This window comes from Amycolatopsis sp. NPDC054798, assembly GCF_053611505.1.
The window spans coordinates 1-15,271 of sequence record NZ_JBSHAM010000145.1 but is presented as its reverse complement, the minus strand read 5'-3'; the positions used below and the strand labels follow the sequence as shown (position 1 = coordinate 15,271).

Below are 15,271 nucleotides of genomic sequence, written 5' to 3'. Positions count from 1 at the left end.
GTGCTTGTCAAGGCGGGAAAGATGCCTTGACAAGCACCCCCGAACCGCAGGGAAGGCTTCGTATCGGGGTGCGGGGGAGTGTGGCTGCCTTGGCGGGGTTGGGAGCGCGGGTGCGGCTGGGTCGGTGGGGGCGCGGGGTTTGGGTGTGTGGGCGGGGTGGGTTCGCGGGTGGCGGGTGGGTGAGGGGTGGGGCTAGCGCCCCAATGTGGCATTGGGTGCGTGGGACGCACCGAACGCCACATTGGGTGCGTGAGATGCACCCAACGCCACATTGGGGCGCATCCGGCGTTGGGGGTGGGTGGGTCGTGAGGGGAACCCTGAGGGAATCAGAGTCCGTGAAGGTGGCCCTCACGGATTCGATGACCGGTGCCGTGAACTGGGGTCGGTTTTCCGTGCTGCGGTGGGAAAGCCCGCCGAATGGTGCGGGCCGAACAGGTGATCATCTGTGCTCCGAGTGGCCTCACCTGCGGCTCTTGCTCGCGGGGGTGGCTCGTGGTGAGACGTAAAACGCACACGCGCTGCGGGCGGCCCATGCGAAGCTGTTAGAGTCGGCGGCACGCTTCCGGGCCTGTATGCCCTGAAGCGTTCCTGGCTTGCCAGTGAGTCAGACATCCCGCCGGTCTCGTACCGGCCAAGCCGATCGTCGGTTGGGACGACCGACGACGCCGAGGAGGTCCCCCGCGTGCTCAGCGCATTCCGCTCGGCTCTCGCGACGCCGGATCTACGCAAGAAGATCCTGTTCACGCTAGCCATCGTCGCGGTTTACCGGATCGGTGCAACCATCCCGGCTCCGGGGGTCTCGTTCGCCGCCGTGCAGGCCTGTACCGCACAGGCCGACCAGCAGGGCGTGTACCAGCTGCTCAACCTCTTCAGCGGCGGCGCGCTGCTGCAGCTGTCGCTGTTCGCGACGGGCATCATGCCCTACATCACCGCGAGCATCATCGTTCAGCTGCTCACCGTGGTCATCCCGCGGTTCGAGGAGCTGAAGAAGGAAGGCCAGTCCGGCCAGAACAAGCTGACCCAGTACACCCGGTACCTGACGATCGCGCTGGCGATCCTGCAGGCCACCGGCGTGGTCGCGCTGGCTGACCGCGGCACCCTGTTCCAGGGCTGCTCGCAGCCGATCATCCCGGACAACAGCGTCTACTCGCTGACCCTGATCGTCGTCACCATGACCGCGGGCACCGCGGTGATGATGTGGCTGGGCGAGCTGATCACCGAGCGCGGCGTCGGCAACGGCATGTCGGTGCTGATCTTCCTGAACATCGCGGCCCGCATCCCGGCCGAGGGCGCCAACATCATCAGCAACGGCGGCGGCGTCGCGCTGGTCGTGGTCCTCGCGTTCGGCCTGGTGATCATCGCCAGCGTCATCTTCGTCGAGCAGGGCCAGCGCCGGATCCCGGTGCAGTACGCCAAGCGCATGGTCGGCCGACGGATGTACGGCGGCACCTCGACCTACCTGCCGATCAAGGTGAACCAGGCCGGTGTCATCCCGGTCATCTTCGCCTCGTCGCTGCTGTACCTGCCGCAGCTGCTCAGCCAGCTGATCGGCGACCCGCAGAGCAACTCGGGCTGGCAGTCGTTCATCCAGAACTACCTGGTCAACCAGAGCAGCTGGGTGCACATCCTGCTCTACTTCCTGTTGATCATCTTCTTCACCTACTTCTACATCACGATCACGTTCAACGTGGACGAGCGTGCGGAAGAGATGAAGAAGTTCGGCGGCTTCATCCCGGGCATCCGGCCCGGGCGTCCCACCGCCGAGTACCTCAGCTTCGTGCTGGGCCGGATCACTCTCCCCGGCTCGCTGTACCTGGGCATCATCGCGATCCTCCCGAACTTCTTCCTGTCCCTCACCGGCAGCGGGAACAACCAGAACTTCCCGTTCGGTGGCACGGCTGTGCTGATCATGGTCGGCGTCGGGCTCGACACCGTGAAGCAGATCGAAAGCCAGCTGATGCAGCGCAACTACGAAGGGTTCTTGAAGTGACGCGACTGGTTCTCGTCGGACCGCCCGGCGCGGGCAAAGGCACGCAGGCGGTGGCCCTGTCCGAGCAGCTGCGGATCCCGCACATCTCGACGGGCGACCTCTTCCGGGCGCACGTCGGCCAGGAGACCCCGCTCGGCCAGGAGGCCAAGCGGTACCTGGACTCCGGCGAACTGGTGCCGGACTCGGTGACCAACGAGATGGTCCGCGAGCGGCTGGCCGAACCGGACGCGAAGGCGGGTTTCCTGCTCGACGGGTTCCCGCGCAACACCAAGCAGGCCGAGGTTCTCGGCGAGATGCTGAGCGACGCCGACACCAAGCTCGACGCGGTCATCCAGCTCGACGTGGCCGAGGACGTCGTCGTCGGCAGGCTGATGTCGCGCGGCCGTTCGGACGACACTGAAGACGTGATCCGCCGTCGCCAGCAGGTGTACGTGTCGGAGACCGCGCCGCTGCTGGAGTACTACGCCGACATCCTGGTGAAGGTGGACGGCGTCGGCGAGGTGCAGGAGATCTCGGACCGCGTGCTGAAAGCGCTGCGCGACCGCACGTGAATCTCGGAGGATTGCGTGTTCTGCAAGTGCTCCGCCGCGGGCGCATGATCGAGGTCAAGACCCGCGGCGAGCTGGAGGCCATGCGGGCGGCCGGTCTCGTTGTCGCCCGCACCCTGGCCGCCGTGCGCGAACTCGCGCGGCCCGGAGTCAGCACGGCCGAGCTGGACCAGCTGGCCGAGCAGACGATCCGTGACGCCGGCGCGGTGCCCTCGTTCAAGGGCTACCACGGGTTCCCGGCGTCGATCTGCGCGTCGGTGAACGAGCAGATCGTGCACGGCATCCCGTCGAGCAAACAGGTGCTCGCCGAAGGCGACCTGATCTCGGTCGACTGCGGCGCGATCCTCGACGGCTGGCACGGCGACTCCGCGGTGACGCTGGAGATCGGCGAGGTCAGCGAAAAGGACCGCCAGCTGTCCGCCGCCACCGAACGCGCCATGTGGGCGGGCATCGAAGCCGTCCGCGCGGGCTCCCGGCTCACCGACATCTCGTTCGCCGTGCAGACCGCCGCCCGCCAGGCCGGCGAGGACGACGGCCGCGAGTACGGCGAGATCCTCGAATACGGCGGTCACGGCATCGGCCGCGAGATGCACATGGAGCCGTTCCTGCCGAACGTCGGCAAACCCGGCAAGGGGCCCCGGCTCAAGCCCGGCATGGCGCTCGCGGTCGAGCCCATGCTGACCGGCGGCAGCGGCGAAACCCTCGAGCTGGAAGACGGCTGGACGGTCGTCACCATCGACGGTTCGCGCGCCGCGCACTGGGAACACACCGTCGCGATCACCGAGGACGGTCCCTGGGTGCTCACCCTGCCCGAAGAGTCCTGAGCGGCCCCGCCCGCCACTCACACGGGTCTACTTGCACCCCGGTCGACGGGGCACTGCACGGGTTGCGTACACTGTCAAGTCGGCGCGCTCATGCGCCGGTTCCAGCATGCTCGTGATTTCTCGCGAACCACATGGACCCGGGGCCGAGTGTGGCCGAGCACCACCCAGTAAGCAAGGACTCGAGCTCAAAGCCGATCACGCTGTGCACATCAAGCGTGCATCAGGGATTGCGGAGGACATGGCTAAGAAAGACGGGGCCATCGAGGTCGAAGGCCGCGTGGTCGAGCCGCTCCCCAACGCGATGTTCCGCGTCGAGTTGGAGAACGGCCACAAGGTCCTGGCACACATCAGCGGCAAGATGCGGCAGCACTACATCCGCATCCTGCCCGAAGACAGGGTTGTCGTGGAGCTGTCGCCCTACGACCTCTCCCGTGGTCGCATCGTCTACCGCTACAAGTGATCACGCCAGAGCTGAGCAGAGCAGGAAGCAGGAAGACGTGAAGGTCCAGCCGAGCGTCAAGAAGATCTGCGACAAGTGCAAGGTGATCCGCCGCCACGGCCGGATCATGGTGATCTGCGAGAACCTGCGTCACAAGCAGCGTCAGGGCTGACCACCGCACTGCAGCAGGCCGATTGACGGCTAACCCACCCTCCCCGTGCCTGCCGGGCCGCGCAAGCGGTCCGGTGCACCCCCGGACTTCAGGCCGGGGCCGGGACACCCGGGGCGCAAGCCACGGGCACGACAAGGCGAGTCGGTTCCGGAACCGGACGGGGAGCAGACCTGAAGACGAACTCAAAAAAGGAGCACCAGTGGCACGACTCGCTGGCGTCGACCTCCCCCGCGAGAAGCGGTTGGAGATCGCGCTGACTTACATCTACGGGATCGGCCGTACCCGCTCGAAGCAGATGATCGCTGCTGCCGAGCTGAACGCCGACACCCGCGTCAAGGACCTCAGCGACGAAGACCTCGTCAAGCTGAAGGACTACATCGACGAAAACTTCAAGGTCGAGGGTGACCTTCGCCGTGAGGTGAACGCCGACATCCGGCGCAAGATCGAGATCGGGACCTACCAGGGTCTGCGCTGGCGTCGTGGTCTGCCGGTGCGCGGTCAGCGCACCAAGACCAACGCCCGCACCCGCAAGGGCCCGAAGAAGACGGTCGCCGGCAAGAAGAAGGCTGGCAAGAAGTGAGCACCCAGGGCAAGAAGGTCGTTCGCATGGGCGGTTCCGTCCGTCGTTCCACGGCTTGTGTCTCGCCCAAGGCGCTCTACGCCCGCCCGATGGCGCTGCGGAACCTCTACACCGACGCCGGATCCATCATCCGCCGCGGGCAGCAGGAAGCCGTCGCCGCTCACCAAGAGAACGCGCGTTAACAGGAGAACCCTCAGAACATGCCACCCAAGAGCCGCACTGCGGGGGCCAAGAAGGTCCGCCGCAAGGAAAAGAAGAATGTCGCGCACGGTCACGCGCACATCAAGAGCACCTTCAACAACACCATCGTCTCCATCACGGACCCGACCGGCGCCGTGATCGCGTGGGCCTCGAGCGGCCACGTGGGCTTCAAGGGCTCGCGCAAGTCGACTCCGTTCGCCGCGCAGATGGCCGCCGAGAACGCTGCCCGCAAGGCCGCGGAACACGGCATGAAGAAGGTCGACGTTTTCGTGAAGGGCCCGGGTTCGGGCCGCGAGACGGCGATCCGCTCGCTGCAGGCGGCCGGCCTCGAGGTCGGCACCATCCAGGACGTGACCCCGCAGCCTCACAACGGCTGCCGCCCGCCCAAGCGGCGCCGGGTCTGAGGAACGGGGAGGAGTACTAAGAAATGGCTCGTTACACCGGCCCCGCGACGCGTATTTCGCGTCGCCTCAAGGTTGACCTCATCGGCGGCGACCAGGCGTTTGAGCGTCGCCCCTACCCGCCGGGCCAGCACGGCCGCGGGCGCATCAAGGAGTCCGAGTACCTCCTGCAGTCGCAGGAGAAGCAGAAGGCTCGCTACACCTACGGCGTTCTCGAGCGTCAGTTCGTCCGGTACTACAAGGAAGCCGTGCGGCGTCCGGGCAAGACCGGTGAGAACCTGCTGCAGATCCTCGAGTCCCGGCTGGACAACGTGATCTACCGCGCCGGCATCGCCCGCACCCGCCGTCAGGCGCGGCAGCTGGTGAGCCACGGCCACTTCCTGGTCAACGGCGTCAAGGTCAACGTGCCGTCCTACCAGGTCACCAAGTGGGACATCATCGACGTCAAGCCGAAGTCGGCGGGCACCCTCCCGTTCGTCGCGGCGAAGGAAGCCTTCGGCGAGCGTCCGGTTCCGGCGTGGCTGCAGGTCGTCCCGTCGAACCTCCGCGTGCTGGTCCACCAGCTGCCGGAGCGCGCGCAGATCGACGTTCCGGTTCAGGAACAGCTGATCGTCGAGCTTTACTCCAAGTAGTTTTTGGGGGTCCAGGGGGCTTGCCCCCGGCCCGGGTCTGGGGCTCGGCCCCAGATGAAGGAGTAGTCCGGCCCTGTCGGACCCGGGCGGCGGCGCCCAGAGTGCGCCGCCGCCACGCCATCCCTTCGACGTCATATGGCGGGCGTCGTCTGGAAAGGAAACCAAGAAATGCTGATTTCCCAGCGGCCGGCTCTTGGCGAAGAGACGGTCAACGAGACCCGCTCCCGGTTCACCATCGAACCGCTGGAGCCCGGCTTCGGCTACACGCTCGGCAACTCGCTGCGGCGCACGCTGCTGTCGTCCATTCCGGGCGCGGCCGTGACGAGCATCCGCATCGACGGCGTGCTGCACGAATTCACCACCGTTCCCGGGGTGAAGGAAGACGTCACCGACATCATCCTGAACCTGAAGGAACTGGTCGTGTCCTCGGAAGAGGACGAGCCGGTCACCATGTACCTGCGCAAGCAGGGCCCGGGTGAGGTCACGGCTGCCGACATCGTGCCGCCCGCGGGCGTCACCGTGCACAACCCGGATCTGCACATCGCGTCGCTGAACGGCAAGGGCAAGCTCGAGATCGAGCTGGTCGTCGAGCGCGGCCGCGGTTACGTTCCGGCCCTGCAGAACAAGCAGGCGGGCGCGGAGATCGGCCGGATCCCGGTCGACTCGATCTACTCGCCGGTGCTGAAGGTGACCTACAAGGTCGAGGCCACCCGTGTCGAGCAGCGCACCGACTTCGACAAGCTGATCCTGGACGTCGAGACCAAGCCGTCGATCACCGCGCGCGACGCGGTGGCCTCGGCGGGCAAGACGCTGGTGGAGCTGTTCGGTCTCGCTCGCGAGCTGAACGTCGACGCCGAGGGCATCGAGATCGGCCCGTCGCCGCAGGAGGCGGACACCATCGCCGCCTACGCGATGCCGATCGAGGACCTGGACCTCACCGTCCGGTCGTACAACTGCCTGAAGCGCGAAGGCATCCACACCGTTGGCGAGCTGGTCTCGCGCAGCGAGGCGGACCTTCTCGACATCCGCAACTTCGGCGCCAAGTCGATCGACGAGGTCAAGCTGAAGCTCGTCGGCCTCGGCCTCGCGCTGAAGGACAGCCCGCCCGGGTTCGACCCGTCCGCGGCTGCCACCAGCTACGACGGCGAAGGCTGGTCGGAAGGGGTCGCCGGCATCGGCGGCGGGATTTCGGACGACGGCCACGACGATGGCCAGGACTACGCAGAGACCGAGCAGCTCTGAGGCCTCGTGCCCGGACGCTGTGAGCTGAACTAGGAGAAAGTCATGCCCACCCCTACCAAGGGAGCCCGGCTCGGCGGGTCCGCCGCGCACGAGCGGCTGATCCTGGCCAACCTGGCCACTCAGCTGTTCGAGCACGGCAAGATCACGACGACCGAGGCGAAGGCCAAGCGGGTCCGTCCGCTGGCTGAGAAGCTGATCACCAAGGCGAAGCGGGGCGACCTGCACAACCGTCGCCTGGTGCAGAAGGTCGTCCGGGACAAGGACGTCGTGCACAAGCTGTTCGCCGAGATCGGCCCGCACTTCGCGGAGCGCGCCGGCGGTTACACCCGCATCACCAAGACGATGCCGCGCAAGGGCGACAACGCCGCCATGGCCGTCATCGAACTGGTCGCGGAGAAGACCGTGACGTCTGAGGCCGAGCGGGCTCGCAAGACCAAGTTCGCCAAGGACGAGGTCGCCGCCGCTCCGGTCGCCGAGGAAGCCGCTGAGGCTCCTGCCGCGACCGAAGAGGCCCCGGCTGCCGAAGAGGCTCCGGCCGCTGACGAGGCCGCTGCCTCCGAAGGCGACGCCGACGCCAAGAAGGACTGAGTCCTGCCGGCACTGTCTGTATCGGACGAGCCCGCCGCTCCCCACGGGGAGGGCGGGCTCGTTCGTCTGCGCTTGGACGTGAGTTACGACGGCACGGACTTCTCCGGCTGGGCTCGCCAGCCCGGCCGCCGCACCGTGCAGGCCGAGCTGGAGCAGGCGCTGCACCGCCAGCCGCCGGGGGAGTCGGTGCCGAAGTCCGTGGTCGTCGCGGGCCGCACGGACGCCGGGGTGCACGCGACCGGCCAGGTCGTGCACGTCGACGTCGTCCCGTTCGCACCCGGTGCGCCCGGCCGGATTCCGGTGGACGAACAGGGAATCCCGGACCTGACGCGGATGCGCGGCCGCTGGAACAAACTTTTGCCCGCCGATGCGCGGGTCCTCCAAGCCCGCGTGGCTCCGGATGGGTTCGATGCGCGGTTCTCGGCCATCCGGCGGCACTACCGTTATCGCGTCTCAGACGCTCCGTGGGGCGTCGATCCGTTGCGGCGCAACGACACCCTGGCTTGGGGCCGTCCACTGTCGACAGAGCGGATGAACACCGCCGCTGAGGCATTGCTGGGGCTGCAGGACTTCGCGGCGTACTGCAAACAGCGCGAGGGCGGCACGACGATCCGTGAGCTGCAGCGGCTGGAGTGGACCCGGATCGACGAGCATCTGCTGGAAGTCCGGGTCAGTGCGGACGCGTTCTGTCATTCGATGGTCCGCAGCCTGGTCGGGGTATTGCTGCTCGTGGGGGACGGGCGGCGCGGAACCGATTGGCCTGGCGAGGTTTTGGCGAGCGGGGCGCGGGACAGCGCGGTCGCCCCGGCGCACGGATTGACGTTGACGGCGGTGGATTACCCGCCGGACGAGCTGCTGGCCGCGCGGGCGGAGCAGACCCGGAACGTGCGGTCGTCGACCGAGCTTTAGCGGCCGGGCAGCCGAAAAGAGCAGGCCATTGACGATACCAGAGTGGTATCATGAACCTCATGGCGATGACTTTGCGGTTGAACGACGAGTTGGAGCGTGCGCTCGCGTTGCTTGCCGAGGCGGACGGGGTGAGCAAGCACGAAGCGGTGGTGCGGGCGATCGCGGACGCCGCGGCCCGCCGGGTCCGGGACGACCGGGTGCGCGACCTTTCCAGCGAAGGCCGGGCCCGCTACGCCTCCCTGCTTGATCGCCTCGCGCAGTGATCGAGTACCTGACGCTCGACGATCTGCTCACGCTGTCCGCCGATCTCGGGGTGCCCCGGGTTCGCGATCTGGGCTTGCTCGACGCGGCGGCGCACCGGCCGCAGTCCTCGCTGATGGGGCAGGACGCGTATCCGGACCTGCACGAGAAAGCCGCGGTGCTGCTGGAATCCATCGTCCGCAACCACCCGCTGATCGACGGGAACAAGCGGCTGGGGTGGATGTCGGTGTACGTCTTCTACGGGCTCAACGGCTTCGACCTGGACGCGCCGGAGGACGACGCGTACGACCTGGTGATCGCGACCGCGACCGGGACTTTGCCGTATCAATCGGTGGCTGAGCGCCTGGCGGAATGGGCTCGCGCCTTGCACGCCGCCGATCGCTGAAAACGTTGAAGGCCTCCTTACGGGATTCCCGCAAGGAGGCCTTCACCATTTCTCATCGCTTTTAGTCGCCTCGGCGAACCGGGCCGAGCAGCTGCTGTTCCTTCTGCGTCGTAACCAACCGCAGCGGACGCCACAGGTTCGTCCCCAGCGCGACGACCTGGTCGTCCTTCAGCGTGGTCAGCTGGCGCATCATCTGCGGCGGCAGCCGCCAGATCCGGGCCGCCAGCTCAGCCTGCCCGGCGGGGAGCCGCTGCATCAGCACGAGGTCCGCGGCGTTCGCCGTGGTTCCGGCCTGCGGGTGCAGATAGGGCAGCACGTACACCGTGGTCTGCCAGGGCGACCGCGGCGGGAACAGGTCCTGCGGGGTCGGGCCGCCGTCGGTCACCACGAGCAGCGGGGCGTCCTCGGACGGGCGCGGCAGTTCGACCGGCGAAAGCCGGCGGATCTGCACCAGCGGCGACGGACGTCCGTCGCGGCTTCCGGCTGCCTGCTGCAGCACCTGCCACGCCGCGGGACGTCCGGTGGCCACGACCACCCAGGCACCCGTGGCCATGGCGCGCATCGCGACCTGGCGGGCCAGGTAGAGACCGCCGACGAGCACGATGCGGGTCGGCTGGGAGCGCAGCGCGGAAACCGTCAGCGGTTCGCCCTTGAGGCCGGAGCCGAGGACGACGCCGCCGCGGTCGCCGGACGGGCTGATCGCGTCGAGCATGGCCGGGTCGACGGTGAACTCCGGGGCGATGCCGTTGTTGTGCCCGGCGTCGCGGACTCGAGTGCTCATGCCGCCGCCTCCTTAAGGAGTTTCACGCTAGTTGCCGGGGAGGCGACGGCATGAATAACGATGATTCGCTTGCAAGCTGCGCTCATGCCGTTCCTCCGATCGGCAGCGTCGCGGAGAACGCCGAGATCTGCATGCCCTTCATCGGGGTCAGGTCGACGTCCAGCCGCTCCGCGATGCTCTGCAGCCGCTGGTCGGCCGCGTCCAGCTCACGCGGGTTGCGGGCGCTGAGCCGCACCACGCCGCGCAGGCCGATGCGGCCTTCGTCGGCGGACGGCGAAATCGCCATGGCGACCGTCGCGGACAGCGCGCGCACGCTGGTGAGCCCGTTGAGGCTGCCGCTGATCTTGCCCTTGGGCCAGCCGGTGATCGCGTAGCTGGAGTGCCCGATGCCGGCCGCGGTGACGCCGGTCCAGCTCTCCTGAAGGCTGACCTTCTCGTTCGAACCGGCGACCGCGGTGAGTTCGGCCGCGGAGATGCTGGCGCGCAACAGTTCGTCCGGGTCGAGCGGCCGGGTCGGCACACCCTGGGACTCGAGCGCGTTGCGCACCCGCGACAGCGCACCGATCATCGCACGGTGCGCTCCGACGACGCCGCCGCCGCGTTCCCGGATCGCCTCCGGGCAGCGCCGCGGGTCGAGCCGGACCGCGATCCACGTGGTCCGCCGCGCGGCCGCGGGCAGCGGGCCGAGCACCTCGAGGTAAGAGCTGAGCGCCGGGGCGTCCGCGGGCATCGCGGCCGAACCCGGGTAGCTGTGCCAGATCATCTGGATGGAGTCCAGCAGCACGCCGCGGTCTTCCAGGCACGGCGCGAGCGCGGACAGCGGAAGGCTGGGCGCGCCGCCTGCTTGCGAGATCATCGCCGGCATCGGCTCGACGAGCAGGACCGCGGTCCAGGTGCCGTCGTTCCAGGCGATGCCGACTTCCTGCCGTTCGTGGTCGACGGCGTGCGCCACCACGAGGTCCGGCACGGCCAGCCGCAGCAGGCTGACGCGCGCGTCCTCCGGGCCGGTGACAGCGCTTTCCTCGGCGAGCTCTTCGATGCTGGTCGGCGGCGGAGGGGTCGCCACGCGGCCGTGCGAGCGGAACCGGTACCGCAGCGTCAGCGAGAGCCACTGGGTGAACCAGCGTCCGCCCACGCGCAGGAAAGCGAGGATCAGGCCGAGCGCCGCGACGCCGATCGCGACGTACTTGAGCTGCATGTTGATCGCGAGCAGCACGAGTCCGATCGCGACGCCGACTTCCAGCACGACGAGGTTGACCACCGGCAGCGGGCCGAGCGAGATGCCGCCGGAACGCCGCCGCGAGGGCGGGGCCATCCGGAGCGCGGTCGCGGCGCCGCCGCCGGTCGGTGCGGGTTCGCTGCTTTCGGGGCCGCCGCCGCTCGGGCCCCCAGGGCCGCCGGGTCCACCGGGGCCGCCGCCGCCAGGTCCACCGGGGCCTCCGGGACCTCCGCCGCCAGGGCCTCCGGGACCGCCCGGGCCGCCAGGTCCACCGGGACCACCGGGACCATTGCCCCCGGGACCGCCCGGACGGGGGCCGCCAGGTCCGTTGCCGCCAGGACGTCCGGTCCGCGGACCGGTGGGTCCGCCAGGCCCACCGGGGCCGCCCGGCCCGCCGGGACCGGGTCCGCCGGGCTTGGGACCGCCCGGACCGGGCTTAGGTCCGCCGGGACCGCCGGGTCCGCCAGGCTTGGGTCCGCCGGGTCCGGGGCCGCCGGGACCGGGAGCGCCGGGAACCCCGGGCTTGGGAACGCCGGGTCCGGGAGTGACCGGCCCGCCGGGCCGACCGGGTCCGCCAGGACCACCGGGACCGCCAGGGACGCCGGGAGGGGGAGTACGAGGAGGCATGCCGGGCCCGCCGGGAGCCGCACCGGGTCCGCCGGTTCTTCCGGGCCGCTGCGGCGGACCCGGGGGACGTCCCCCGGGAGGCGGTGGCGGTCCCTGCGGACCAGGCGGACGTGGAGGCGTGCTGACGGACATCCGCGCGTTCTCTTCCCCTCGTGAGTGCTGCGTACCCGGAAAGCCGGTCCCGGGATGCCTGACCCTAACCGGAGTTGGTAGAAACCCCACACCAGACGGTCCCCGTACGGCTATCCTGCGGAACCGTACCGCGACGGGGAGGACTGTAGGTCGAGAATGCCATCAACACCCACGACTAAGTCTCAGGTTCAGGCATACAAGTTCGTCCTGCGCAGGATGCAGTCCGCGCTGGTCCGCCGTGACGCGGTGATGCTGCACGACCCCATGCGCTCGCACGGGCGCGCGACCGCGGTGGGCGTGATCCTCGGCGTGCTGGGCGCCGTCGTTTTCGTGCTGTGGGGCCTGTTGAGCCCCGCGCCGTCAGTGCCGTCGTCGGACAACATCGTGATCGGCGAGCAGTCCGGCACTGTGTATGTCGTCACCGGGAATCCGGCGCGGCTGATCCCCACTTTCAACCTCGCCTCGGCGCGGCTGATCCTCCTGGCGCAGAAGCAGCAGGGCGGCCAGGGACAGCAGGGCGGCCAAGGCGGTGCGCAGCAGCAGGCGGCCGAGGTGAAGAACCCGACTGTCGTCTCGGATGAACAGTTGAAGAACATGCCGCGCGAGAAGCTCACCGGCATTCCGGACGGCCCGCAGCTGATCCCGTCGGCGGACCAGCGGATTACCCCCAATTGGGCGGTCTGCGACGAGGTGGTGCTCGATACATCGCTGCCGCAGCCGGACTCGGTCAACAAGACCAACACGGACGTGATCGCCGGCATCGACAAGCTCGGCGGCGAACTGCAGGAGAACCAGGCGCTGCTCGGCGACGCGGGCAACGGCAAGACTTACCTCATCTACCGGCTGCCCGCGACGCAGAGCCGGCCGAACGCGAACACCGTGCGCGCCGAGGTGCCTTCGGGCTCCAGCGACCCGGTGCGGGCCGCGCTGCACCTGCCGACGAAGGCCCGCAAGGTGTCGCAGGCCCTGCTCAACGCGATCCCCGAGGTCTCCAAGCTGACCCCGCCGCTGGTGGACGGCGACAACACGACGCCGTCGAGCAGCTTCGACGGCCTGACCGTCGGCAACGTCTTCTCGACCCAGCCGACCGGCGGGGCCCAGGAGTTCTGGCTCATCGCCAAGAACGGCATCCAGAAGGTGTCGCCCGCGGTCGCGGACATCGTCCGCACGGCGAAGAGCGGCGGCACGGCCACCACGCCGACGCTGGGCCTCGACAAGATCAACAACGTCAAGGTGCTGCAGAAGGGCGACCCCGGGTACGTGGAGGTCGACAACTACCCGAAGATCGTCCCGACCGTTCTCGACGCCACGCAGGGCTCGCCGGTCGCGTGCCTCGGCTGGTCGCTCAACGCCGATCACACCCAGGCGCACACCTCGGTCTACATCAACAAGCAGATCCCGGTGGAGAAGAACACCGACGGCACCTCGAAGATCATCAGCGTCAGCAACACCGGCCCGAACGGCGTGCCGATCACCGGTTTCTACATGCCGACCGGGTACGGCGCGGTGGTGCAGTCGGCCACCGAATCCGACAAGACCTTCGGCAAGGGCCCGATCCAGCTGATCTCCGACCGCGGCATCCGCTACGGCGTGCCGGACGCGGCGACCGCGGACGAGCTGGGGCTGAACAACCGGCTGCCCGCGCCGGAGTCGATCATCGGGCTCCTGCCGACCGGGGCGTCGCTGAACGTGCAGAACGTGATGAAGCAGTTCGATTCGGTGCCGATCGACCCGAACGCGGGCTCGTACAAACCGCAGGCGGCCGGACAGCAGCAACCTGCCGGGAACTGAGCGCGGGTTCCGTCCGTCACACTCGGACATAGCCGGGTGAGCGGAGGGATGAACGTGGCAGCGCCGGGAAGCAGTCCGGGAACAAGCGCCGTGCGGATCGACGGCGCGGTCGTCGGCGGCTACGCGGCGAAAGTCGCGCGGGCGGCCGACGAACTGGAGACCGCCGCGGGCGGGGTAGGCGCGAGCGCGACCACCGCGGAGGCTTACGGCGAGGTGGCTGCGCAGCTTGGCGTGCCGGAGTCGTACGCACAGGCTTCGCAGGCGTTGCGCGGCCAGCTCACCGCCGGGGTGGCCGCACTGCGGTCGGTCACCGCGGCGCTGGAGCAGCTCACCACCGGCCACACCGAACGGGACGCCGACGCGGCCGAGCGGATCGAGCGCGCCGGGAGGATCTCGTGACGGAGCCGTCTTTGGCGTACGTGACCGAGCTTGCCCGCGAGCTGGGCGTGACCGATCCGGTCGCTGCCTACTACCGGCCGCTCACTGGCCGCTGGGAAGAACTCGACGCGGAGGCCGAGAGCCTGCGCGGTGCGGCCCGCACGGCGGCCAGGGTTTCCGCGGATCTCGCGGAGGATCTCGGCCGGATCGACGCGTCGTGGTCCGGCCCCGACGCGGACGCGTTCGTCGCTTACCTCGGCGAGATTCGCGCCGCGAGCGAGGGAGCGGAGGACGCGCTCGACGCGCTCGCCGACTCGATGGACCAGCTCACCGAATCGCTGCGCAAGATCGCGGGCGCGGCGGAAGAGGTGCTGGTCGACGCTGCTGACTTGCTGTCCGAATCGGCGATGCTGCCCAGCGGCGGCGCTTCCCGGGCGCGATCGCAGATGCGGGAGACCGAGCAGTCGCTGAAGTCCTTGCACGAGGCCGCGGAGGACGTGCTGCGCGAGTTCGCCCGGCTGTGCGCCGGGGTGGACGCACCGGCCGGGAGCCCGTCGAGCATCGAACTGCGGCACCACTATCCGGCGCAGCAGTTCCGGCTGCACGACGCCGACGCGTCCGCGAGCGCCCCTGCTGTTTCCGCGGCAAGCCCGTCGGCCGACAGCGCGGCCGGAGAGTCCACAGTGGCCTCTTCCGCTGCTTCCCCGGACGATTCGGTGAGCCCGTCCGCCGCGGAGAATTCCCACCACGGCAAGGAAACCGCCGCCGACCCGCGGCTGGAGCAAGGCCAGGCGGGCATTCCGCCCGCCGAGCCGATCGCCCCGGCTCCGCAGGCCGCGGCGGCGAACCAGGGCTCGGGCACGTCGATGATGCCGATGATGGGCTTCGCCGGGATGGGCGGCGGTGGCGGTGGCGGCGGCAGTTCGTCGCACAAGCCGAGGCAGCGCACGGCGGCGAAGACGTCCGAGATCTTCGGCGAGCCCGCGCAGGTGACCCCGCCGGTGATCGGCCAGGATCCGCCCGCGCGGCGGCCGGAGAAGGACGGAAAGCCGCCGAAACCCGGAAAGTGACCAGGAAGGCCGCCGCCGCGACATCCGCGGCGAGCGGCCTTTTCCGCGCCCGGAACCGGGTTTCCTTGTGGTCAAACAAACGGGCCGCTCCCCGTGGGGAG

General features: G+C 69.0%; 19 protein-coding genes. 17 read left to right on the top strand and 2 right to left on the bottom strand.

Annotated features, from left to right (window positions below):
• The first annotated feature begins 682 nt into the window (after window positions 1-682).
• The 14 genes from secY (at window position 683) to ACWGIC_RS42080 (ending at window position 9,172) form a co-directional block, all read left to right on the top strand.
• The gene (gene secY, locus ACWGIC_RS42145; protein ID WP_452081548.1) at window positions 683-1,990 is read left to right on the top strand and encodes a preprotein translocase subunit SecY; all 1,308 of its coding nucleotides are present in this window, start codon (window positions 683-685) and stop codon (window positions 1,988-1,990) included.
• Window positions 1,987-2,541, top strand: coding sequence for an adenylate kinase (locus ACWGIC_RS42140; protein WP_344270205.1), 555 nt, complete (start codon window positions 1,987-1,989; stop codon window positions 2,539-2,541). Before secY ends, ACWGIC_RS42140 begins: the two co-directional genes overlap by 4 nt.
• 44 nt (window positions 2,542-2,585) lie before the next feature.
• Window positions 2,586-3,362, top strand: a complete 777-nt coding sequence (gene map, locus ACWGIC_RS42135) for a type I methionyl aminopeptidase (RefSeq protein WP_452081549.1) — start codon at window positions 2,586-2,588, stop codon at window positions 3,360-3,362.
• Window positions 3,363-3,600: 238 nt separating this feature from the next.
• Entirely contained in the window at window positions 3,601-3,822 is a 222-nt protein-coding gene (infA, locus tag ACWGIC_RS42130) for a translation initiation factor IF-1 (RefSeq protein WP_004558881.1), read from the top strand.
• Window positions 3,823-3,859: 37 nt separating this feature from the next.
• The gene (gene rpmJ / locus ACWGIC_RS42125) at window positions 3,860-3,973 is read left to right on the top strand and encodes a 50S ribosomal protein L36 (RefSeq protein ID WP_004558882.1); all 114 of its coding nucleotides are present in this window, start codon (window positions 3,860-3,862) and stop codon (window positions 3,971-3,973) included.
• Between the two features lie 199 nt (window positions 3,974-4,172).
• The gene (gene rpsM, locus ACWGIC_RS42120; protein ID WP_009072337.1) at window positions 4,173-4,553 is read left to right on the top strand and encodes a 30S ribosomal protein S13; all 381 of its coding nucleotides are present in this window, start codon (window positions 4,173-4,175) and stop codon (window positions 4,551-4,553) included.
• Window positions 4,550-4,735: a hypothetical protein gene (locus ACWGIC_RS42115; RefSeq protein ID WP_009072338.1), complete on the top strand. Its 186-nt coding sequence runs from the start codon at window positions 4,550-4,552 to the stop codon at window positions 4,733-4,735. The genes rpsM and ACWGIC_RS42115 overlap by 4 nt, the downstream gene beginning before the upstream one ends.
• 18 nt (window positions 4,736-4,753) lie before the next feature.
• The gene (gene rpsK / locus ACWGIC_RS42110) at window positions 4,754-5,158 is read left to right on the top strand and encodes a 30S ribosomal protein S11 (RefSeq protein ID WP_009072340.1); all 405 of its coding nucleotides are present in this window, start codon (window positions 4,754-4,756) and stop codon (window positions 5,156-5,158) included.
• A gap of 23 nt (window positions 5,159-5,181) precedes the next feature.
• The gene (gene rpsD, locus ACWGIC_RS42105) at window positions 5,182-5,787 is read left to right on the top strand and encodes a 30S ribosomal protein S4 (RefSeq protein WP_037816256.1); all 606 of its coding nucleotides are present in this window, start codon (window positions 5,182-5,184) and stop codon (window positions 5,785-5,787) included.
• Window positions 5,788-5,955: 168 nt separating this feature from the next.
• Entirely contained in the window at window positions 5,956-7,029 is a 1,074-nt protein-coding gene (locus ACWGIC_RS42100; RefSeq protein WP_009072342.1) for a DNA-directed RNA polymerase subunit alpha, read from the top strand.
• A gap of 42 nt (window positions 7,030-7,071) precedes the next feature.
• Window positions 7,072-7,617 (top strand): 50S ribosomal protein L17, encoded by a 546-nt coding sequence (gene rplQ, locus ACWGIC_RS42095; RefSeq protein ID WP_009072343.1) that lies wholly within the window; start codon window positions 7,072-7,074, stop codon window positions 7,615-7,617.
• Between the two features lie 72 nt (window positions 7,618-7,689).
• The gene (gene truA, locus ACWGIC_RS42090) at window positions 7,690-8,526 is read left to right on the top strand and encodes a tRNA pseudouridine(38-40) synthase TruA (RefSeq protein WP_452081547.1); all 837 of its coding nucleotides are present in this window, start codon (window positions 7,690-7,692) and stop codon (window positions 8,524-8,526) included.
• A 59-nt stretch (window positions 8,527-8,585) separates the two neighbouring features.
• Entirely contained in the window at window positions 8,586-8,789 is a 204-nt protein-coding gene (locus ACWGIC_RS42085) for a CopG family transcriptional regulator (protein WP_116202466.1), read from the top strand.
• On the top strand, window positions 8,786-9,172 hold the full coding sequence (locus ACWGIC_RS42080; protein ID WP_452081546.1) for a type II toxin-antitoxin system death-on-curing family toxin: 387 nt from the start codon (window positions 8,786-8,788) through the stop codon (window positions 9,170-9,172). The genes ACWGIC_RS42085 and ACWGIC_RS42080 overlap by 4 nt, the downstream gene beginning before the upstream one ends.
• 61 nt (window positions 9,173-9,233) lie before the next feature.
• Here the strand turns inward: ACWGIC_RS42080 and ACWGIC_RS42075 are convergent, their stop codons facing one another.
• Window positions 9,234-9,953, bottom strand: coding sequence for a hypothetical protein (locus ACWGIC_RS42075; RefSeq protein ID WP_452081545.1), 720 nt, complete (start codon window positions 9,951-9,953; stop codon window positions 9,234-9,236).
• An 82-nt stretch (window positions 9,954-10,035) separates the two neighbouring features.
• Window positions 10,036-11,268 (bottom strand): type VII secretion protein EccE, encoded by a 1,233-nt coding sequence (gene eccE, locus ACWGIC_RS42070; RefSeq protein ID WP_409183479.1) that lies wholly within the window; start codon window positions 11,266-11,268, stop codon window positions 10,036-10,038.
• Between the two features lie 819 nt (window positions 11,269-12,087).
• On the opposite strand from eccE, the gene eccB reads away from it, so the two are divergent.
• The 3 genes from eccB to ACWGIC_RS42055 all read left to right on the top strand — a co-directional run bounded on the left by eccB (window position 12,088) and on the right by ACWGIC_RS42055 (window position 15,170).
• A complete protein-coding gene (gene eccB / locus ACWGIC_RS42065) occupies window positions 12,088-13,722 on the top strand; it encodes a type VII secretion protein EccB (RefSeq protein ID WP_452081544.1) in 1,635 nt (544 codons plus the stop codon).
• A 90-nt stretch (window positions 13,723-13,812) separates the two neighbouring features.
• Complete coding sequence (locus tag ACWGIC_RS42060) at window positions 13,813-14,121, top strand: hypothetical protein (protein ID WP_452081543.1); 309 nt, start codon at window positions 13,813-13,815, stop codon at window positions 14,119-14,121.
• Complete coding sequence (locus ACWGIC_RS42055) at window positions 14,118-15,170, top strand: WXG100 family type VII secretion target (RefSeq protein ID WP_452081542.1); 1,053 nt, start codon at window positions 14,118-14,120, stop codon at window positions 15,168-15,170. The genes ACWGIC_RS42060 and ACWGIC_RS42055 overlap by 4 nt, the downstream gene beginning before the upstream one ends.
• Window positions 15,171-15,271: the final 101 nt, after the last annotated feature.